The following is a 20,195-nucleotide window of genomic DNA, read 5'->3' as shown; positions in this document are numbered from 1 at the left end:
AACGCGGCGTGGATTCCGGAAAAGCGACCGAAGGCAGCCCGAAGGGCTTTCCCCGTTTGGCGACAACGGGTCCATACGGGGATCGACAGCAGCGATAACCGCGCTTTTTGGCGGAATGAACCCTTTGAAACGCAAAGCGTTTCAAAGGTAATCCGCTCTGAGAGCGGATTTTGCCGGAGCAGATTCCTTTGAAAATTGACATTCTCAAAGGTTGCGCGGCAGTTGCCTGCGCGCGACGTTCCATGGGTGCGCGGGCTTCCGCGACGGCGCGCGTCCGTTGTGGGCAACGCCCAAGATAAACGAGGCCCTCATGCCCCCCTTCAGTGGACCGCAAGAACAGCCCAAGCGTTGGGACAAACCTTCCGAACCGCCGCAAAAACTCTTAAGCCGCGACTTTATCCTGCTCTTCTGCATGGCTATGTGCAGCAACAGCTACATCGCCGTGTTCTACTGCTTCGAGCAATGGCTGGAAGGTCTCAGCATCACCCCCAACTGGCGCGGCGTGCTGCTTTCCTCCCTCTTCGCCATGGTCCTGCTCTGCCGTCCCCTGGCAAGCGTGCTGCTGCTCAAGCGCGGCAAGCTGCTGCCCATGCTGCTGTCCATCATCGTTTCCAGCTGCGTCCTGCTGGCCTATCCCTACGTTCAGGGAGAGCATGTCATCGGCGTCATCTGGCTGCTGCGCACCATCCAGGGCATTGCCCTGGCCGTATATTCCAGCTGCACGGTGGCCGTGCTGGTCAGCTGCATCCCCACGGGCCAGAGCGCCAGGGGCTTTGCCCTGTTCTCCCTGACCATGCTGCTGCCCTATTCGATCATTCCGGCCCTGTCCGAGCGTATCCTGCCCCTTCTGGGCGGCGAACCGCATCTCTTCGCCTTCACCGCCGTGCTGGGCCTGCCCGCCCTGGCCATGCTGATTCCCCTGGCCCCGCGCCTGCGGACGCCGGAAATGCCCGCCCAGGGCGCGGGCAGCCTTTCAGGCCGGGCTCTCTGGCAGGCCGTGAGCCATTCAGGCCTGTTTTTCATCTACATGGCCTGTCTGACCTTCAGCATCATGACCGTGCTGGCCATCTTCTTCATGAAGGGACTCTGCTCGGTCACCGGCGCGCAACCGGCCTGGTTTTTCTCCATTTACACGGTGACCATCATTCTGGTCCGGCTGTTCGGCAGCCACCGCCTGGATACCTTGCCCCGCTACCGCGTGACCACGCTCTGCTGCGCGGTGCTGGCCTGCTGCATGCTGGGCCTGGCCTGGGGGCCGCTTTGGGCCTTCATTCCCCTCACCTGCGTCTACGGCTTGGGCCTGGGCCTGCTCTACCCCCTGCTGGCCGCCGCCGTGTACGACCGCTCCACACCCACCACCCGCTCCATCAATTCCAATGTAATGATGGCGACCTTTGACGCCAGCGGCATGCTGGGCCCGTTGCTGGGCGGCATGGTCATCCACGCGGGCTACGGGTATCGCGGCGTGTTCACCGCCACCGCCGTCACCATCTCGCTCTGCGGCTGCTGCATGCTGATAGACAGAATGCGCATGATCTGGCGGGACAACGCAAATCAGCGCCCCCCTCTCTAGAACAGCTCGCCAAGCGAGGTATTCCCATGGTATATTAGAAAAAAACGGTCCGCTTTGCAGGCTCGCGCTCCTGGAGCGGATTGCCATTGAAATGCCTCGCTTTTCAATGGATTCAGCCGTGCAATCAGATCAGCCACAGCGTAAGACGAAAAGGCGTTCATCCCTCCGCCGGAGCATGAAACCGGCGGTTCCTGTTTTACATGGACGCATTGCCCCTGTACCGCACTTTTATTGTGGAGTTGCCCATGACCCCGGAAATGCAACGTTGTGTCCGTAAATTTTATCTCAATGAAGCCCTGGATGCCGAGGTTTATACGATTCTGGCGGCAAGAACCAAATCAGAGCACAATCGCAAGATTCTGGAAACCATTGCGCATGACGAAAGAAACCACAAAGCCCTGTGGGCTTCCTTTCTGGACAGCCGCCCCAAGCTCAGCGCGTTCCGGATCTGGTTTTTTACGCTTCTGGCAAAAATTTTCGGCCTGACCTTTGTCCTCAACCTGATGGAATCAGGCGAGACCGAGGCCGTTGAAGGATACAAGGCGATTTCCGAGCAATTCCCCATTGCCCGGAAAATACTTGAGGACGAAAGCCGACATGAAGAGGAACTGGCCGCCATGATTGAAGAGGACGGCCTCAGTTATATCAGTTCCATGGTTCTGGGGCTCAATGACGCCCTGGTGGAACTGACAGGCGCTCTGGCCGGTTTCACTCTGGCGCTGAACGACAACAAAATGATCGGCCTGGCCGGTTTTATCACCGGCGTCGCCGCCACCTTGTCCATGGCGGCCTCTGAATATCTTTCCAAGAAAACGGATTCCGGCGAGAAACATCCGCTGAAAGCGGCCGTGTATACCGGCCTGGCCTACCTGTTTACCGTGGCCCTGCTGCTCGCCCCGTATATCATCTTTTCCGCGCCGCTTGTGTCCCTGGCCTTCTGCCTGCTGATCGCCGCCCTGATTATTCTGGGCTTCACCTATTTTGTTTCCGTGGTGCGCAAGTCCTCTTTTCTGCACGGATTCCGGGAAATGCTGACCATCAGCTTCAGCGTGGCCCTTATTTCCTTCCTCATCGGCTGGGGGGCCCGCGCCTGGTTGCAGATTGAGATCTGATGCCGCCCGCTTTCGCGCGATTCCCGCAAGGCAATGGCGCGGGTCCGGCGCCGCGCCCTGCAAATCCGGCGGACGCGCCTGTTAGACCATTTTGCGCTTGAAATTATCGCTTAACGGCGAAGTAAATTCGCCTTGCGATAATTTCGCGGTGCGGATTCTCACAGAAAATCCGCACCGAGCGTTGAGATATTTTCAATATCAAAACGCTCTATTGGCTCAGATTCAGGCTTTCGGCGCGCACGCGGCCCAGCAGCTCTTCCAGGTTCTCCACGGAAGTCAGGCGGAAGCCGTTTTCCACCGGACTAAGCCGCCCGAGCACCGGATAGCTTTCAGCGTTGCCCGCGTCATGCACCACAAAAGGTACCAGCCAGCCGTGGCCGTCGGGCCTGGCCTGGCCGATCCGCCGGATTTCCTTGCGGCCCGTGGAGGCGTCGGCAAAAAGCGGGGCCAGCATCCCTTGGGCGCTCCCGCCGCTGGGCGCACGTCCGGCAAAAGCCCCGGAGGACACGCCGTTGATCACAAAGGCACGGGCCTCGCTGAACAGCAGATCGCGCAGTTTGTTTCCCCCGGCGTCCCCGGAGGCGGCCTGGGAAAACATCACGGCCAGCAGGGGCGGCAGTTGATCAGCCACCTCCGGCTTTTGCACATCGCGCAGAAAAAGGGTCAGGGCCGCGCCCAGAATGGCGTCCACATCCACCAGGCGTTCAAAGGCGGCGGCATCCGCCGCGTCAATGGCTTGTCCCACCTCCACCAGGCATTGGCGCGGGTCAGCCGTATTCGCGGCCCGCGCCGGTGAGGGCGACAGCATCGAAAAGAGGCCCAGGCCCAAGAACAGGCAACAGAATATATAAGGGAGCAGGCCCAGCCTGCGGCACGAAGCAGGAATCAGCATATGCCCTCCGGCAACGGGCCTTTGAGCGCCAGGGGCAGCCCGCAACTGACAAAAATCACATGGGTGCAGGCCCTTGCCAGCGTCTGATTGGCAAGACCCAGCACATCCCGGTACAAGCGCCCCAAGGGCGTAGGCGGCACAATGCCCAGGCCGGTTTCCGCACTGACCAGGGCCACGGGCCGGGCGCGGCATCCATTTTCAGCTAGGCCGGCGGCCAGGGCCGCCACCCGCGCCTGAACCGCCTCAGGCGTCAGACCGGCGGCCAGCAGATTGGCAATCCAGAGGCTCACGCAATCCAGCAGAACCACTCCGGCCCCGCCAAAAGCGCTTCCGGCCGAGCTGCCGCCCAACACGGCCAAAGGGTCCAGAGGCTCCTCCACGCAGTGCCAGCCATCGCTGCGCGCGGCCTGATGCCGAGCCACGCGGGCCGCCATTTCGGCATCCTCCACCCGGCAGGTCGCCAGAAAAAGACGCCGGGGAGACTGCGCCTCGGCCCAGCGCTGGGCCAGTCCGCTTTTGCCGCTGCGCGTGCCGCCCACAAAAAGAAGCAACGGCGCGTTCACCGGCCCTGGCCGCCCACCTGGACGGGCGCGGGCACGGTCAAGGACTGTGCGGGCGCGGGAGCCGGGGCCGCCGGAAGCCTTGTACCGGCCTGCGGCTGTGCATTCCGGGGCAGCGCATTTTGAGGCGCGGTATTCCGGGCCGGGGCCGCCGGGGCGGACAGAGCCGGTTGCGCGGCCGGATTGTCCCGGTTGGCAGGCGCGGCGGCACCGGCCTGAGCGCAACGCCGGGCCAGATCCCGCAGCACGGCGGCGGCGCTCTGCACCGAAGCCGGAGCCTGCGGCCCTTCCCGCAAACGCCGGTCCACCCAATAGGCCACAAACAGCAGGGAGTCGTCGTCCAGAGCCTGTCCGCCGCCCTTGCGAATGGCCGCCACCAGAGCGCGCTGCGCCGCCGCCCGCTCTTCAAGAGCGCGCCGGTAGCGGGCGCTCAAACCATCCACCCGCAGTTGCGTCGTGGCGATCTCGGGCTGGGAGGCCTTGTTTTCGCGCAACTGGTCCAGATCAAAGACCGCGGCCGTCATCTGGGAATTGATGTCCACCACGTTCTGGGAAATCTGCTCCAGGCCCTTGATCCGCTTACCCAGATCCGGCACCGAGGCCACGCCCTCCAGCGCGCCGGCCAGCATCACGAAGCGACCCGCCAGAGCCATGTGCATCTCCCGGTTCTGCTCCGGCGACAGGGATTTGGCCGCCGCCTCGCGGTCCAGAGCCGCCATGAAGCGGTCCACATAGAGCGCGTACAGGCTCTGGAGCATGGTGGGATGGAAGGCGTAGCGCAGAAGGCCCGCCCGGCCCCCTTCGACCTGCCCGGCCAGCTTGACGCCATAGCGCTGGTTGACGCTCTGCACGCTGACCGCCAGCGAACCGCCGCGCGGGCCGGGTTTGTAGCGGGAAACCAGATAGGCGGCCAGATCCTCCACAAAGTCCGGACGAACCTTGCTGTCCGCCGTGACCTTGGGAGCCACGGGCTGCACAGCCTCCTGTCCTGCCATGCCCGGCGCTCCGCCGCTTCCGGCGAGCCCGCTCTGTCCCGGCGGCAGGCTGGTGTCCACCGGCGCGGGCACCGTGCCCTGCACGTTCTGCCCGGCCAGAGTGCCCGGAGCGGTGCTCGGATTGGTCACCGCGCTCGGCGGAGGCGGCGGAGCGTCGCGCAGCAGATCGCCCACCCCGGCCAGGGGCGTGCCGCTGGTGGCATTGTCAATGACGCCGGCGGCCTGTTCCCGCCACTGATCGCGGGTGGAGGGGTCGCGGGTCAGCCAGAAAGCCGCGCCGCCCACGGCCAGCACCGCCACCAGGGCCAGCAGCCCGGCTTTGCGCCCCGCGCCCTTGCCGGGACGGGGTTTGGGGAGGTTCATGATGTCGGGAACCTCGGGCGTTTTCTTTTCCAATTTCATGCAGATCTCCTCATGACCATTTCCAGGTAAAAACTGCGCCCATGCCGTTTTTACCTGTCGGCTGGAGCGCGAACGCAGTCGCGCCTTCCAATGGCAGATAAAACGTACTTGAATTTTTATCTGAAATTGGAAGCACGGGGCGCGGCCCGCCGCTTCCGGCAGCGCTTTTTCCCTGTTTTCATGGTATCATTGCTTTTTTCGGGTGTGAATACTTTTTCTAGACATTGTCTTGAAGCTCCGGCCGCATGAAATATCTAATTTCAGATATTGCGGAAAATGCATTCTCCCGCCCGGCCTCTGTCCGGCCCGGCAACCGAGGTTTTCGGCAAAAACCGGCGACGCCCCTCAGGGAGGGCCCGTCCGGCCGCGCCGGACAAGACTTTTCTTTTTACTCCCGGTCCCGCTTTGTATTGACGCACGGACGCCATATGGTTACTTGAGAGGCAATACCATCACGCATCCGCGCGATGGCCGGGTGTTTTTTTTCGGGTGTCTCATTCATTTTTGCATACAGAGGGAGTTATGCCAAACTACGTCTATTTTCTTCTGGCTGTGGCCGCGCTGATTGTCGGCTACATCATCTACGGGGGCATTGTCACCAGAGTCTTCGGCGTGCAGCCGAGCCGCGCCACCCCGGCCCAGACCCATGCCGACGGCGTGGACTACGTGGAAATGCCGGTCTGGAAAGTCTGGCTGGTCCAGTTGCTGAACATCGCGGGCGTGGGCCCGGTGTTCGGCCCCATTCTGGGCGCGCTGTGGGGCCCTTCGGCCCTGCTCTGGATCGTGATCGGCACCATCTTCGCCGGCGCGGTGCATGACTATATGTCGGGCATGCTTTCCATCCGTTACGGCGGGGCCAACGTGCCCACCTTCGTGGGCTACAACCTGGGCAGCGCCGCCAAACAGATCATGCGCGTCTTCGCCGTGGTGCTGCTCATCCTGGTGGGCGTGGTCTTCGTGGCCGCCCCGGCCGCCCTGCTGGCCAAGCTGACGCCCTCCGCCCTGAACCTCACCTTCTGGGTCTGTGTGATCTTCGCCTATTACTTCCTGGCGACCATTATGCCCATCGACAAGATCATCGGCCGCTTCTACCCCATTTTCGGGGCCATCCTGATCTTCATGGCCGTGGGCATCACCGTGATGATGTTCGTCAGCGGCACGGAATTCTACAATTCCGCCCAGTGGGCCAACCAGAATCCCAAGGGCCTGCCCATCTTCCCGCTGGTGTTCATCACCATTGCCTGCGGCGCGCTGTCCGGCTTCCATGCCACCCAGTCTCCGCTCATGGCCCGCTGCATGGCCAATGAAAAGCTGGGCAAGCCCGTGTTTTACGGCAGCATGGTGGCCGAAGGCTTTATCGGCCTGGTCTGGGCTACCGTGGGCATGAGCTTCTACCACGGCCCCGAAGCCCTGGCCGCTGCCTTGGCCGCCGGTGGTCCCGGCAACGTGGTGACGGAATCCTCCTTCGCCCTGATGGGCACCGTGGGCGGCATCCTGGCCATTCTGGGCGTGGTGGTGCTGCCCATCACCTCGGGCGACACGGCCTTCCGCGCCGCGCGTCTGACCATCGCCGAAACCTTTAACTATTCCCAGAAGGCCATTTCCCCGCGCCTGCTCATCGCCGTGCCCATGTTCGTGATCGGCATTATCCTGTCGCAGGTGGACTTCAACATCATCTGGCGCTACTTCGGCTGGGCCAACCAGTCCCTGGCGACAATCGTGCTCTGGGCCGGGGCGGCCTACCTTGTCCGTCGTGACCGCTGCCACTGGATCTGCACCATACCCGCCGTGTTCATGACCGCGGTCTGCGTCTCGTATATCTGCTTTGAGCCTTCCATGGGCTTCGGCATGGGCATCGACATCTCCAACATCATCGGCGTGGCCGCCGCCATCGTGGCTTTTGTGGCCTTTATGGTGCTGGGTCGCCGCACGGTGGACGGCGCGCCTGAAAACGTCTAGAGCAGATCAACGTTGAAATGCCCCGGGGGCTGTTTCCACATCAAGGATTTTCGTTCTCTGCCGCGAAGGGACTTATTCAAACCCGACCTTCGCACGGGGCAAACCGGACGCAGACAGAGGGCGAAAGGGCAATTTAGAAACAGCTCCCGGCGGTCCAGCCGCGTATTGCGCGCCCGTCCGGCGCGGGCTATAAAGGTTCCTCCGGACAGGACGCGTTGATCAACTGATGACAAACTCCGCTTACGCGGTGTTTGCTCCGCCATCGGCTCGTTTTCAAAAAAACTTGCCGGGCGGTAAGGCGCAAAAATCAAGGGAAATGCCCGGCACGGCCGGGCACCCTTCGGGCAACTAACCGCACGGCAAAGCCGTGGCCTGCTCCTGATTTTTGGTCGCGTTGACGCTGTCAACGCTCTCCGGGCAGGGCGTCACAGCCCTGCCCTTTTTTTCAGCGCCGGAAACGGCGCAATCACATCTGCAACCCGAAACGGGAGTGCGTATGCCGACCCCCCCTAATATTCTGACCATTGCCGGTTCCGACTCCGGCGGCGGCGCGGGTATCCAGGCCGACCTGAAAACCATCATGGCCCTGGGCGGCTACGGCATGAGCGTCATCACCGCCCTGACGGCCCAGAACGGCCTGGGCGTCACGGGCATCCAGGCGCCGGAGCCCGAATTCGTGGCTCTGGAACTCGAAACCGTGCTGGCAGGCTTTCCCGTGGCCGCGGCCAAAACCGGCATGCTGTTTTCCGCGGGCATCATCCGCGCCATCAGCCCCATTCTGCGCCGCCGCGCCTTTCCCCTGGTGGTGGACCCCGTGTCCGTAAGCCAGAGCGGCAGCCGCCTGTTGCAGGAGGACGCGGTGACGGCTCTGAAAGAAGAAATCCTGCCCGGCTGCGATCTGCTCACGCCCAACCGGCCCGAGGCCGAAATGTTGACCGGCCTCAGCATCGCCGACGTGGAGGACGCCTTCGCGGCGGGCGAAAAGCTGCTCCACATGGGGGCCAGGGCCGTGCTGATCAAGGGCGGCCACATGGACAGCTCCATTGTGGTCACGGATTGCCTCTGTCTGCCCGGCGAAGCGCCCAAGGCTCTGCCCCAGGCCAAGGTGGAGACCGCCAACAACCACGGCACGGGTTGCACGCTTTCAGCGGCCATCGCCACGGGCCTGGGCAAGGGCCTGCCCCTGCGGGTGGCCGTGACCAAGGCCCAGGAATTTCTCAATCTCGCTCTGCGCAAAAGCTACAGCCCCGGCAAAGGCTGCGGCCCGGTCAATCACGCGGCGGCCCTGAACGTCTGACCGGAAGCTGCCGCAAGACGGCAGCTCCGCCTTTTGGCCCGCAGTTTGCAATTCCCTTTGGCGGTTCAGGACAGGCGTCAAAAACAAGGCGGAGTTTGCATGCCGTTTCGCTTCAAAATGCAGAAGGTGCTTGACTACCGGGAGCAGTTGGAAGAAGAGGCCAAAGTGCGCCTGGCCACGGCGCAGCGCCGCTTCCAAGAGGCCCGGGAACGCCTGGACGCGCTCCAGGCCGAACTCCGGGGCGCCCAGGACCGCCTCTGCAACGAAGCTCTTATGGAAGCCGGTGAGCGCTGGCTGCTGGAGCAATACGTCAAGGGCCTGCGCGGCGACGTGGCCGCAGCCTCCCTCCAGGCGCGCATGCTGGCCCAGATGGTGGAGGAAGCCAGAAATCTGCTGGCGGCCCGCGCCATAGACAAAAAACTGCTGGAAAAACTCAAGGAACGGCAGAAACACTACCATGCCCGCGAAGAACAGTTGAAGGAGCAACGCTTCAATGACGAAATCGCGACCCTCCGCTACAAGGCTCCGTCTTTCTAGGCTCTTTCGCTGGCTGGCGGTGCTTTGCTTTATCAAACTTGCCATTCTGGGCATGCTCATGCTGGACGTGCCCCTGCCCGCCTGGCTCGGCGGCGTGCCGAATGACACGGCGCGGCTGGATACTCAAAAAACCACGCGGGAAACCGTGCCTGAGGCTGGCCCCGTCGCCTCGGTCAGCCCGGCGGCCACGGCATCGCGCGACCCGGATTCCCGGGAAAATCTGCGAAAAAGCGCCCCGGCGGCCGCATCCTCCGGACAAGACCTTCAAACAGACCCGCTGCCCGGCGGCGACATGCCTCAGGGTTCCGCCGCCGCGCAACTGGCCGCCGCCGCGAAGCCGCGTCGGCACGCGCAGCAGGCGGGCACGGAATCCGCGCTTCCCGCACCGCTGGTGACGGCCAAAGTCCGCAGCGTCCCTGACGCGGACAGTGCCGCCTTCACGCCGCCCAGCCTGCCCGCTCCCGCGCCTCTCGGCGCTCCCGTGGCCGAGGCCGGCACTCCGGCTCCGGCCGAAAATCCCGTATCCCTGCTGGCCGCAGCACCGGCCAGACAACCCGGCCACGACGACGGCCTTCTGGACATACTGGACCTGAAAAGCCTGCCCATTCCGGGACTCGGCAGCGTTCAGGCCGCGCACGCCGCCGCGCTGGACATGCCCGTGCCCCAGGCCCCGGCCGCGTCGTCCCCCTTTGCCCCGGCGGAACAGACCGCGCCCATGGCCATGCCCGGCGCGCCCGACATTCCGGCCGATATTCCGCGAGGCCAGGGAACCGACGGAGCCCCCCTGCCTCCGCGCGGCGCCGGAGCGTCCTCGGCCCTGCCCTCGCTGCCGCAAAACGGACAGCCCGCCACCCTGCCGCCGCCCGCGCCCCGCGTGACGCCCACCGCTCCCCCCGGCGATCCCAACGATAAAGCCCAGGACCTGGCCCGCCAGCAGCAGGATATCCTCATGCTCCGGCAGCAGATGGACCAGCGCCTGAAAGATTTGCAGGACGCCGAACAGAAGATGAAGGACATGATCCGCGAGGCCAAAGGCCTGGAAGACAAAAAAATCCGCAATCTGATCCAGATGTATGCCAACATGAAGCCCCGGACGGCGGCCAAGGCGCTGGAAAGCATGGACGAGCGCGTGGCCATTCGTATTCTCTCGGGCATGGCTCCCAAGCAGTCCGGTGAAATCCTGACCTATACCAATCCGGTCAAGACCGCCAAGTTCACGGAACTGATCACCCGCATGAGGCTGCCGGACTGATGCGCCTGAAACTGCTGCTGGCCTATCTGGGCACCGGCTACAGCGGCTGGCAGATCCAGGAAAAGCCGTCGCCGCCGCCCACTATTCAGGGCGAGCTGGAAGCCGCCCTGCGCGTGCTGGCCGGCGCGCCGGTGCGGGTGCACGGTTCAGGCCGCACCGACGCGGGCGTGCACGCCCACGGCCAGGTAGCCCATTGCGATGTCCCCGACGCCAAGGCCGGGTTGCGCTGGCAGCGCAGCCTCAATGCCCTGCTGCCGCCGGAAATCCGCATACTGGCGGCCGAGCCCGCGGCGGCGGATTTTCACGCCCGCAAGGATGCCCTGCGCAAAACTTACGTGTACCAGTTCTGGCAGGAACGCGCCTTTGTGCCGCCGCAACTGGCCCCCTTTTTCTGGAACTGCGGCCCGCTGGATGTGGAAGCCATGCGCGCGGCCCTGCCCCATCTGCTGGGCGAGCACGATTTCGCCGGGCTGCAAAACGCGGGCACGGACATGGAAAGCACCACGCGCACCGTTTTCCGGGCGGAACTGGACATCCCGCCGCCCTGCGAATTCTATCCTCCGCACGCGCCCGGGCTGCGCCTGACCGTCACGGCCAACGGCTTTCTCAAGCAGATGGTACGCAATATGGCCGGGTTGCTGGCGGCCTGCGGGCAGGGAAAAATCCGGCCTGAAAACGTGCCGGACCTGCTGGCGGCCCGCGACCGCCGGGCCGTGCCCTCGGCCACGGCCCCGGCCGGGGGGCTGGCGCTGGCCAGCGTGGAATATGCCTGAAACATAAAAAGCCGTCGGTAATCGACGGCTTTTTAACATTGGCGCCTTGCTGCGCACTGAGGATTTTTCTCCTCTGCCCGCGCCGGACTGAGGAGAAGTTGTTAAATCATATCGCTGTTGGGCTGCTGCTCCCGCTCCCTGAATTTCTGCTGGAGCATGAGCGGCAGGGAATCCGGGTCCGCCGGGTCGTATTCAAACATGACGGCCGTACCGAAGCAGGAGAAATATTTGCTGCCGTCAGGATGAAAGGCCACATTTTCATTATAGCCCACAATGGCCTGGGCCCCTTTGTTCATGGCCCGGCACGCCATGCCGAAAAAGGCCTCTTCCGAGTCATAGCCCCGGCAGCAGACCAGGCCCAGCACCTTGGCGATGCGGCGGCCCTCCACCTGATGGGTGGTCACCACGGGAAAACGTCCGGCCAGAAAGACGTCACGCACGCGCGCGGTGGCGTCGGACGCCCGCGTCTGTTTCTCAGCCTTGCGGGCTTTTTTGTCATTGCCTCCCAGCAAAAAAAACATGCTGACCTCCGAACTTGGCGAAATCGGCGCACTTGGCGCTCTTGAATTGCCGGACCTGGCCGGACACGCAAAACTTTTCCGTTCTCCTTTTTGCAAACAGCTTGCCAAGCATGTTTTTATCTTAATTATTCATAGGTTGGATATAAAAAATCCCGACAACTGTCAGCGTCTTGACGGTTGCCGGGATGAGCTACTCCGCTTTCCGGAGAAGGGAAGCCGGAGCTTTGCAAAAATATTTTGCGCTACGACTGATTGGCCGCCCGCGCAAAGGCGTTATACGCCTCGCGGCTGCGACCGACGATACTATTCAGATCGCGCCGCAACGGGCTGTAAAAGCCTTCGGAGAGACCGCGCGCGAGTCCCTGGGGAAAGAGCGCGGCTTCCTTGAGAAAGGCCCGGTAAACCCATTCCAGTTCCGGCGAAGCCGGGAAAGGCGGCCGCCCGGCAAGGGCAATGGCGGATTCCAGCTCCTGACGCAATTGCTCCAGGGCTTCCTTATCCGGCTTTTCCGGGCCGAGCAATCCGGCAGCCTTGCGGAAAAGGGAAAAAATCTTTTCAGCCGCCACAATCTGCCGTTGAAGCGGATGGTCGCGCAGCAGCACGTCCTCGGCCTGCGCGGCCCGGGCCTCCACAACTTCCAGATAACTGTCGCGGGCGGCCATAAAGGTCGCATGGGCCGCGCCCAGGCTTGCCGCCAGCTTTTTCCCCTGGGCTCCGTCGTCCCGGATGCTGTCGTCGCGCACGTATTTTTCCAGGGCCTTGTAATCCGCCAACATGGCGTCCAGGGACTTGTCCATGTCCGTGACCCATTGAGCCAGATGCGCTTCCACCTCAGCCGAAAAAAGCCCCTTGGCGGGCGCGAGGCCTTTGGCCGCTTCGCCGCGCGCGCCGCGTACGGCGGGCCGGGGCGCGAGCCGCCAGTTTTCCAGATAGGCGCGCACATTGGTCAGCAACGCGTCGGGCTGGCCGTACCAGCCGCTGGCCAGCACTCCGGCGGCGGTATTGTAAAAGGCCACCATCCTGTCGGCCTGCTTCTTTTCCTCAGGCGTGGCCGGAGGCCGGGATACGGGCGCGGGGACAACGGAGGGAGCGGAAGCGGCAGCCCCCGGCGAAGACGGCACGGCGTCAGGTGAGGCGGGCGCGCTTTGTCCGGCGGCCCTGCCGCTTTTCTGGTCGTCGTCGGAACCGCAAGCCGCCAGAGCAAAGACCAGGCACAGGCAGCAGAACAAAAATAGTGCTTTTTTCATGGGAATAAACCGGGTTGTGCCTCTGTGCCGGGGCTCCAGCGGAGAGGCGGGAATGCGTACAACAAAGCAAGGAAAAATGGCTCTAATCAGTGCTTCCGCAGCCCAGAGCATTTCAACTTTGAAATGCTCTAACGCCGAACGCGCTGAGGTGCGCCGCGAAGACCGACCCGACGGGCGGCCCGTAGGGCCGTGCCTGTAGCCCAAAGGGCGTACAGGCATCGAGAGCAACGCGGCGTGGATTCCGGAAAAGCGACCGAAGGCAGCCCGAAGGGCTGTCCCCGTTGGCGACAACGGAGCCATACGGGGATCGACAGCAGCGATAACCGCGCTTTTTCCGGAATGCCCCCTTTGAAGCGCAAAGCGTTTCAAAGGTAATCTATTCTAGGGGCTGATTGCAAAAATTTCGAGCATAGCCATGCTCTCAATTTTCGCAGGATCATCAGCGAAAAACCGCGTTTTTCACTGACCCACGGCGGCTACGCCCCGCAAAACCCTACAGGTTTTGGATGTCTAATTTTTCAAATCAGACTCTGGCCCTGATCCAGTCATTGAGCCCGGTGAGATCCTCGCCCCAGGGGAAGGGGCCGCCCTTGAGCTCCTGCCCTACCCCGTAGAACAAGGTGCCCACCTGTTCCGCCGCGTCGCGGTCCGTCACGGCGTCGCCCACCATCAGGGCGTTTTCGGACTCCACCCCGGCGCTGCGCACGATTTCGGCCAGCAATTGGGCCTTGGCGGGCGGCGAACCGTGAATATCGGTAAAATAGCCTTCCAGCCGCCGTTCGTGCAGCACCAGGCGCAGTTCCTCTTCCGGCGCGCCGGAGCAGACATAGAGCGGCAATCTGCCGTGCCAGCTTTCCAGCACGTCCCGCACGCCGGGAATCAGCGGGCAGCGACGCACTTCGTCCAGGGCATACTCCGCGAAGCGGCGGCCCCATTGGGTGGATTCCTCTTGGCTGATCTCGCGGCCCAGCACTTCGCGAAAGAACCACTCGAACTTCTTGTAGCGGCTGACCCCGCCGTGCACCGTATGGTACATGACGAAGCGGTCCCGCGCTTCCGGGCCGAAAGGCTCGGCCAGCCGGGCGAAGGCCCGCGTCTTGACCGGCACGCTGTCCAGAATCACTCCGTCGCAGTCAAAAACCAGACATTGCAAAGGCATAAGTTTTCCTCAAAAAATAATGTCACGTATTGTCCCGGTTGCAACGGCGCATGCGAGAGCATTTCAAGTGTCAAACGCTCCGGGGCTGTTTCTAAATTGAGGAGTTTTTCCTTTCCAGCGAGGAAAACAAGCTTTTTGCGAAAGGAGTATACTCTCAATGGTACGCGACTGGAGCAAAAAGCGCAGGTTGACGAAGCTGGAAGGCAAAAGAACCAATTTAGGACAGCCCCTAGCCCCGGCGGCCGATAACCTTGGCCGGCACCCCGGCCACAATGGAAAAAGGAGCCACATTGCGCGTCACCACCGCGCCCGCGCCGACCACGGCCCCGCGCCCGATGCGCACATCGGGCGTGATCACGCAGTTGGCCCCGATCCAGACATCGTCTTCAATAATCACTTGGCCCGGCTGATGGCCCTGGTGCATAATGGGCAGATCCTGCCGCGCGAAGCGGTGATTGGCCGCGCGGATCACCGTGCCCGGCCCGATGGCCGTCTGCGCGCCGATCTCGATGCGGCCGTTGTCGGCCCCCAGATGGGCGCAGGGCGACACGGCCACATTCTCGCCCAGCGTCAGGCTGCCGCCCCCGGCGGTCACGAAACAGCCCCGCCCCAGGCGCACGCCCCGGCCCAGACGCATATTGCGGCACCCGGCCAAGGTCAGGCCCGTGCCGAAACGCACCGAGCCGCAGGCCGCGAACAGCCAGCGCCAGGCCAGCAGGCGCAGGGCCAGGCCCAGAGGCGTGGGCACCCAGGCAAAAAGCGCGATCCAGAACTCTTCCAGGGCGGCCCCCAGGCGGGATTGGGCCGACGGCTTGTCTACATGGCCCGGGCCGCCTGGGCCGCACGCCCCACAGGAGCCGCAAGAACCGGAAGCCCCGGAGGAATCGGAAGAGCCCGGCGCGCCCGGAGGCGTGGCGGGCGAAGCGGGCCGCGCCATTTACTTGCTATACTCCCGCATCAGGTCGTCGCCCTCCATGAGCCGGGCCACGCGCGCCAGGTCCTCGGGCGTGTCCACGCTCCAGGTGCGGCAGTCCGTGGGCACCATGCGCACTTTTTCCCCGTATTCCAAAATACGCATCATATCCACGGATTCGTAGATTTCCAGCGGGCTTTCCTCCATTTCATTGAAGCGGAGCAGATAATCGCGCCGGAAGGGAATAATGCAGACCTGTTTGCGCATGGGCACCTTATCCGAGCCTTTTTTACGGGACGGAATGGGCTCGCGCGAGAAATACAGGGCGTTATTGAAGCGGTCCACCACCACCTTGACCTCGTTGGGGTCCTCGAATTCTTCCAGGGTGTCCATCTCGGCCATGAGATTGACCACATTGATGGACGGATCGTCCAGCATGGGCTGCACGGCGGCGTCGATCATCTCCGGCCGGACCATGGGCTCGTCGCCCTGGACCATGACCACGATGTCGGCCTTCTTGCCCGTGGCCTCTTCGATCTTGAGCAGGGCCTCGGCGGTGCGCGTGGAGCAGCGCACATGGTGGTCGCCGGTCATCACGCATTTGAGGCCCGCATTCTTGCAGTAATCCTCTATGATGCTGTCGCAGGTGGCCACATAGGTATCGGACAGCACCTTGCTCATGGCCGTGCGGAAGGTCACATGGCCCACCATAGGCACATTGTGGATCAGGGCCAGCGGCTTGCCGGGATAGCGGCTGGAACCCATGCGCGCCGGGATGATGGCGATGATGTTCATTGATTCCTTCTCCTTGGAAAAGATGGCGATGTTATGTACGCGGCTACAGACGCCGCAGCAGATCTTCCAGTTTTTTCCGCGCCGCGCTTTCGGCGGCCAGCCGCTCCCGCAGGGAGTTCAGGGCCTGTTCACTTTTGCCGATGGTATCAAAGAGCCCCCGCAAAAGATAGAAGGCCCCACCCTCGCCGTAGGCCGCGTTGTCCACCGGCCCGGCATAGGGGCTGCCGCCCAGGCGCAGCCAGCGGGCGTAATCCCTCTGCCATTCGGGGAAGCAGGCGGCCGTGAGCCCGTCGTTCCAGAGCTTGTACGCGCCGAAAGCATGCACCACAGGCGCATACACGGCCGCCGGATTGCGCGGATGGCAGTTGAAGCGCCGGGGCAGTTCGGCCAGTTCGCCGGGCCGCTCGATGCGCATCCACTGGGCCAAGGCATTGAGAGCCGCCTGATCCGGATAGCGCAGCTTGGGACCATGGGCTTGCAGAAAATCCAGACAGCGTCGCTCCAGCGCCTCCGGATCGCGCAGGCCGCGCCGCCAGACCATGACGCCGGTATTCAGATTGGGCGCGTCGCCGTCCACACCGGGCACGGGCTCATAAAAATTGACAGCCGCCCCGCAGGTGCGGCCCTCGCCGGTGAATTCAGGATCTTCCACGGCCAGAGCCAGCGGGCCGTGGCTGAAGACATCCCCCACGTCGTCCTGCACCACCAGATCGGTATCCAGCCAGAGCACGCTTTCATAGTCGGCCAGCAGGCGGAAACAGGCGAATTTGGCCAGGGAGAGCGGGGAAAGAAGGCGCACGGCCTCGGGTCGAAGACCATCACAGGCCACGGCAAACGGCTCGCAACGCGCGCCCAGGCCTTCCAGCAGGGCCCGGTCCGACGGGCGCAGGCCGTCGTCGTGAAAGACGAGAATGTCCGCGCCCAGATCCGGATTGTGCCGCCGCAGGGCCAGCAGCAATGTCCCTGCCGCAAAGGCCCAGTCGCCGGTGACGCCCAACGTCACCAGACGGGAGGACTTGCGGGCAGGCGCGCGACCAGGCTCGCAAAAAGGCCGGGCGTCGCCGCCCGCCAAGGCGTCAGGCGCCGTCTCAGTCATCCGTGGGGACCAGATATCCCCCTTCGGCCTGCAATTCCGTGTGCAGTTCCCTGTGCTCATCTTCCATGACCCGCAAAATGCCCTGCCCCAGGTCCACTGTCAGCGGCGGCACCAGCTTGCGGCCCACCTTGGGCATGAAAGCATAGGGCGTGACCTGGTAATGGCCGCTGTTGGGATCGTTCTGATAGTTGATGGTCAGCTCCTTGCCGAGCATTTCGCCGATCATCTTGAACAGATCCCCGACCCGCATGGGCTGGTTGCCGGAAATGATGATGTTCTGATTCTCGAATTCCGGGGCCAGCACCGCCAGGGTGGCCGTGGAGGCGTCGTCCACGTGCACGTATTCGCGCAGGGCCGTGGGCGCGCCGTAATAGGTGATCGCGCCCGTGGTCAGGGCTTCGTAGACAAAGCGGTGGATGGCGTTGCGCCTGTCCGCGCGCGGGCCGTAGAGCGAGCCGTAGCGCAGTATGGTATACGGCAACTTGTGCATGGCCTGGTAGTTCTCGATATAAATCTCGCAGGCCTGCTTGCTGCAACGGTAAAAGCCGCCGGATTTGCCGTAGACATAGAGGGAAGAGGCGAAGACGTAACGCCTGACCCGCTCCCTGCGGCAGGCCTCAAGGATCATGACGTTGCCCAGGACGTTGATCCGCGCCGTGTCCACCGGGCGGTTGTTGGCCTCGCCGATGTCCGCGATGCCCGCGTAGTTGAAGACCATGTCCGCGCCTTCCACGCCCCGGCGCACAGTTTCTTCGTCCAGGATATTGCCGGTCAGCATGGTCTGGTCCGGACGCAGCCAAGGCGAGGGATGCAAATCCACAATGGTCACCGCGTGCCCGGCCTCGGAGAGCTTGTCGCAGATATGCGAGCCCAGAAAGCCGGAACCGCCGAAAACAGTTATTTTCACAGCTAGTTCTCCACGCCGGGGCGTTCGGCCCCTTGCCATAAAAATACCGAATCAATGCCGTAGGCGATGAAACGACTGCCCGCCGCCACCTGCCGGGCCAGTTCCGCCGGGTCCGGCTGCACGATATGCAGGCCCATGCGCGCCTTGTGCTTGCGGCAGGCCGCCTGAATGCGCGCCATGGCCGCCTGGAAGTCCGGATGGTCGAATTGCGCGGTCAGGCCCATGCTGCCCGAAAGGTCGTAGGGCCCCACCATGATGGCGTCCAGGCGGGGATGGGTCAGAATGGCGTCCAGATTGTCCACGGCCCGGATGTGCTCGATCTGGGCCACCAAGAACAGCCCCGGCGCGCGTTCTTGCCGGTAGTTCTCAAAATCCTTGCCGAAGACGTTGGCCCGGCAATAGCCCACGCCGCGATATTCCGCGGCGGTTTCGCCCGCCTTGCGCCAACTGTCCTGACCGGGATACACGGACCAGTCAATGGCCCGGTCGAGCTGTTCCCGGCTTTCGATCATGGGAAAGATCAGGCCCTGGGCCCCGGCTTCCAGCGCGGACTTGATCTGGCTTTTTGCAGCCTCGGGCAGGCGGGCGAAGGGCGCGGCCCCGCCGCACTCAATGGCCCGGAAGATATCCGGCAGGCCGGTGCGGCCGAAGGAGCCGTGTTCCATGTCCACGGCCACCCAGTCGTATCCGGCGCGCGCCATGAGCTCGGCCACGTCCGTGGAGGGCAGTTGCAGCCAGGTGCCCACGGTGGGCTTGTCGCGGGCCAGCAGGGCGCGGATGTCATGTACTGTCATATGAAAACGGCTTGCCGCCGGGGGTTGGGGTTGCGGGACGATGCAGCATAGCGCTTGGCCGTCCGGGGCGCAATATCTCCGCCGGGGGCATGCAGGGCAATCAAATGAATAGGATGAGCATTTTTTGTGTCCGGAGTGAAAAAGAAAAACACTCTTGCCCCAGCCTTCCTGTACCTTTGCAATTATTTTACAAAATCCGCCTCTTCCGCGCGGGCGGCGATATCGGCGCGTTTTTGCTGCTCACGTACTTGAGTAGCGCACCTCACGGTGGAAAAGATCGCGCGGCACAGACGGAAAGGCCGTAACCAGATCGTGAAGGCCCAGAGGCCCAGCCCGCAGAAATGACACCCCCGAAGCGGCTGCCGCAGTTCGCCCTAAAGCCAGGACCAAGGGCTCCCTTCTCCCGGTAACGAGAGCGCCCCCACTTGCGAAAAGTGGGGGCGCTCTCTAACTATGGGGGCATATTTATTATCAGGCCCCCTACTCTTTCCATTTTGAAAGACGCTGTAAAATAAAATCCATCTGCTGGAATTTTAGTCTTTCCTCATCCGAAGCCTTCTTCAAAAATCTAATCAGTTCTTTAGTCGATTCTTGTCTTATTTCACGCGGAGAACCATCATCAATTTGTACTACCAGAGAAATAGGCAATCCTACCCCTTTATATATATCGAAAATTCGATAATAAGAAGGATTTTCGCGTCCATGTTCAATGTTAGATATTGTATTTGCCGGCACGCCGGATAATCGCGATAGTTCAGCAAGCGTCAAATCGGCCTGCTCCCGAAAACGTTTTATACGCTCTCCAATACGTAACAACTCCTCTGATTCTTTATAACTATTTTTAGCCATCGAACTTACACTAAAATGTTAGGGTTACTCTTTCTCTTTCCATGAATTGATTCTTTTGGAAGATAAAAACAAGTTGATTCAGTTTCTGGCGTTCTGCATCTGTCAATTCATTGATCAAGACTAATCGCTCTTTCGTGGATTCAATATATCCCGCATCATCATGTCCTCGTGTTGAACGAAAGCTGTGATAGGCAGACCTAATCCAGCGGAAAAACCACATAACGTATCGTATCGAGGGTTTCCATTTCCCCGCTCAATCTCAGCAAGTGTAGTGCACATCAGCCATCCCGGCGAGTTGGGCGATAGTAAGCCCTGCACGCTATCTGTATATCCGTAGTTGCTTTCTAATCAGAATACACCGGCTTATATGCTTTTATAATTGATTTATATTATGTTTATAGCACAAAAAATCGTCAATGCAATCAGTTTATTACATAAAAATAAACATGATATAATTGTATATACTGCTATATTATAGATAGCAAAATTCAATAAATTTAAATAAACATTTATACAAGTAGAAAACATAGCTAAAAAAAATTCAACAAACAATATAAAAAAT

19 protein-coding genes are annotated in these 20,195 nt (G+C 61.9%); 7 read left to right on the top strand and 12 right to left on the bottom strand.

Annotation, left to right across the window (positions count from 1 at the left end; all coding sequences use genetic code 11):
- The first annotated feature begins 310 nt into the window (after nt 1-310).
- Nucleotides 311-1,573: an MFS transporter gene (locus HMPREF0326_RS14910; RefSeq protein ID WP_008686178.1), complete on the top strand. Its 1,263-nt coding sequence runs from the start codon at nt 311-313 to the stop codon at nt 1,571-1,573.
- A 200-nt stretch (nt 1,574-1,773) separates the two neighbouring features.
- Nucleotides 1,774-2,685 carry a VIT1/CCC1 transporter family protein gene (locus HMPREF0326_RS14905; protein WP_232221626.1) on the top strand — a complete coding sequence of 304 codons (912 nt, stop codon included), beginning with the start codon at nt 1,774-1,776 and terminating at the stop codon, nt 2,683-2,685.
- A 208-nt stretch (nt 2,686-2,893) separates the two neighbouring features.
- Here HMPREF0326_RS14905 and HMPREF0326_RS14900 read toward each other — a convergent pair whose 3' ends face one another.
- The 3 genes from HMPREF0326_RS14900 to HMPREF0326_RS14890 are packed head-to-tail and all read right to left on the bottom strand — an operon-like array spanning nt 2,894 to nt 5,534.
- The gene (locus HMPREF0326_RS14900; protein WP_009303914.1) at nt 2,894-3,577 is read right to left on the bottom strand and encodes a hypothetical protein; all 684 of its coding nucleotides are present in this window, start codon (nt 3,575-3,577) and stop codon (nt 2,894-2,896) included.
- A complete protein-coding gene (locus HMPREF0326_RS14895; protein WP_020990717.1) occupies nt 3,571-4,140 on the bottom strand; it encodes a bifunctional adenosylcobinamide kinase/adenosylcobinamide-phosphate guanylyltransferase in 570 nt (189 codons plus the stop codon). The genes HMPREF0326_RS14900 and HMPREF0326_RS14895 overlap by 7 nt, the downstream gene beginning before the upstream one ends.
- Nucleotides 4,137-5,534, bottom strand: a complete 1,398-nt coding sequence (locus HMPREF0326_RS14890; protein WP_009303916.1) for a hypothetical protein — start codon at nt 5,532-5,534, stop codon at nt 4,137-4,139. Before HMPREF0326_RS14890 ends, HMPREF0326_RS14895 begins: the two co-directional genes overlap by 4 nt.
- A gap of 522 nt (nt 5,535-6,056) precedes the next feature.
- On the opposite strand from HMPREF0326_RS14890, the gene HMPREF0326_RS14885 reads away from it, so the two are divergent.
- The 5 genes from HMPREF0326_RS14885 to truA all read left to right on the top strand — a co-directional run bounded on the left by HMPREF0326_RS14885 (nt 6,057) and on the right by truA (nt 11,352).
- Nucleotides 6,057-7,493: a carbon starvation CstA family protein gene (locus HMPREF0326_RS14885; RefSeq protein ID WP_008686184.1), complete on the top strand. Its 1,437-nt coding sequence runs from the start codon at nt 6,057-6,059 to the stop codon at nt 7,491-7,493.
- Nucleotides 7,494-7,989: 496 nt separating this feature from the next.
- Entirely contained in the window at nt 7,990-8,790 is an 801-nt protein-coding gene (thiD, locus tag HMPREF0326_RS14880) for a bifunctional hydroxymethylpyrimidine kinase/phosphomethylpyrimidine kinase (RefSeq protein ID WP_009303917.1), read from the top strand.
- 99 nt (nt 8,791-8,889) lie between these two features.
- Nucleotides 8,890-9,327: a flagellar export protein FliJ gene (gene fliJ, locus HMPREF0326_RS14875; protein WP_008686187.1), complete on the top strand. Its 438-nt coding sequence runs from the start codon at nt 8,890-8,892 to the stop codon at nt 9,325-9,327.
- Nucleotides 9,284-10,579 carry a hypothetical protein gene (locus HMPREF0326_RS14870; protein WP_009303918.1) on the top strand — a complete coding sequence of 432 codons (1,296 nt, stop codon included), beginning with the start codon at nt 9,284-9,286 and terminating at the stop codon, nt 10,577-10,579. Before fliJ ends, HMPREF0326_RS14870 begins: the two co-directional genes overlap by 44 nt.
- The gene (gene truA / locus HMPREF0326_RS14865) at nt 10,579-11,352 is read left to right on the top strand and encodes a tRNA pseudouridine(38-40) synthase TruA (protein WP_009303919.1); all 774 of its coding nucleotides are present in this window, start codon (nt 10,579-10,581) and stop codon (nt 11,350-11,352) included. The genes HMPREF0326_RS14870 and truA overlap by 1 nt, the downstream gene beginning before the upstream one ends.
- 101 nt (nt 11,353-11,453) lie before the next feature.
- On the opposite strand, the gene HMPREF0326_RS14860 is transcribed toward truA, so the two are convergent.
- From HMPREF0326_RS14860 to HMPREF0326_RS16460, 9 genes are all read right to left on the bottom strand, one after another.
- Nucleotides 11,454-11,873 (bottom strand): hypothetical protein, encoded by a 420-nt coding sequence (locus HMPREF0326_RS14860; RefSeq protein ID WP_008686197.1) that lies wholly within the window; start codon nt 11,871-11,873, stop codon nt 11,454-11,456.
- Nucleotides 11,874-12,115: 242 nt separating this feature from the next.
- The gene (locus HMPREF0326_RS14855; RefSeq protein WP_008686198.1) at nt 12,116-13,120 is read right to left on the bottom strand and encodes a hypothetical protein; all 1,005 of its coding nucleotides are present in this window, start codon (nt 13,118-13,120) and stop codon (nt 12,116-12,118) included.
- Nucleotides 13,121-13,643: 523 nt separating this feature from the next.
- Nucleotides 13,644-14,279 carry an HAD family hydrolase gene (locus HMPREF0326_RS14850; protein ID WP_008686199.1) on the bottom strand — a complete coding sequence of 212 codons (636 nt, stop codon included), beginning with the start codon at nt 14,277-14,279 and terminating at the stop codon, nt 13,644-13,646.
- 229 nt (nt 14,280-14,508) lie between these two features.
- Nucleotides 14,509-15,216, bottom strand: a complete 708-nt coding sequence (locus HMPREF0326_RS14845; RefSeq protein ID WP_008686200.1) for an acyltransferase — start codon at nt 15,214-15,216, stop codon at nt 14,509-14,511.
- The gene (locus tag HMPREF0326_RS14840) at nt 15,217-15,987 is read right to left on the bottom strand and encodes a 3-deoxy-manno-octulosonate cytidylyltransferase (protein WP_008686201.1); all 771 of its coding nucleotides are present in this window, start codon (nt 15,985-15,987) and stop codon (nt 15,217-15,219) included. It lies immediately after the preceding gene.
- Nucleotides 15,988-16,030: 43 nt separating this feature from the next.
- Complete coding sequence (locus HMPREF0326_RS14835) at nt 16,031-17,083, bottom strand: glycosyltransferase family 8 protein (protein ID WP_009303920.1); 1,053 nt, start codon at nt 17,081-17,083, stop codon at nt 16,031-16,033.
- On the bottom strand, nt 17,076-17,990 hold the full coding sequence (locus HMPREF0326_RS14830) for an NAD-dependent epimerase/dehydratase family protein (RefSeq protein WP_008686203.1): 915 nt from the start codon (nt 17,988-17,990) through the stop codon (nt 17,076-17,078). Before HMPREF0326_RS14830 ends, HMPREF0326_RS14835 begins: the two co-directional genes overlap by 8 nt.
- A gap of 2 nt (nt 17,991-17,992) precedes the next feature.
- Entirely contained in the window at nt 17,993-18,784 is a 792-nt protein-coding gene (locus HMPREF0326_RS14825) for an HpcH/HpaI aldolase family protein (protein WP_008686204.1), read from the bottom strand.
- A gap of 480 nt (nt 18,785-19,264) precedes the next feature.
- On the bottom strand, nt 19,265-19,633 hold the full coding sequence (locus HMPREF0326_RS16460) for a helix-turn-helix domain-containing protein (protein ID WP_008686205.1): 369 nt from the start codon (nt 19,631-19,633) through the stop codon (nt 19,265-19,267).
- Between the last annotated feature and the right edge of the window lie 562 nt (nt 19,634-20,195).

Source organism: Desulfovibrio sp. 3_1_syn3 (assembly GCF_000145315.2).
Classification (GTDB): Bacteria; Desulfobacterota; Desulfovibrionia; order Desulfovibrionales; family Desulfovibrionaceae; genus Desulfovibrio; species Desulfovibrio fairfieldensis.
Note: the sequence above shows the minus strand (reverse complement) of the source record. Positions and strands in the feature narration are given on the sequence as shown.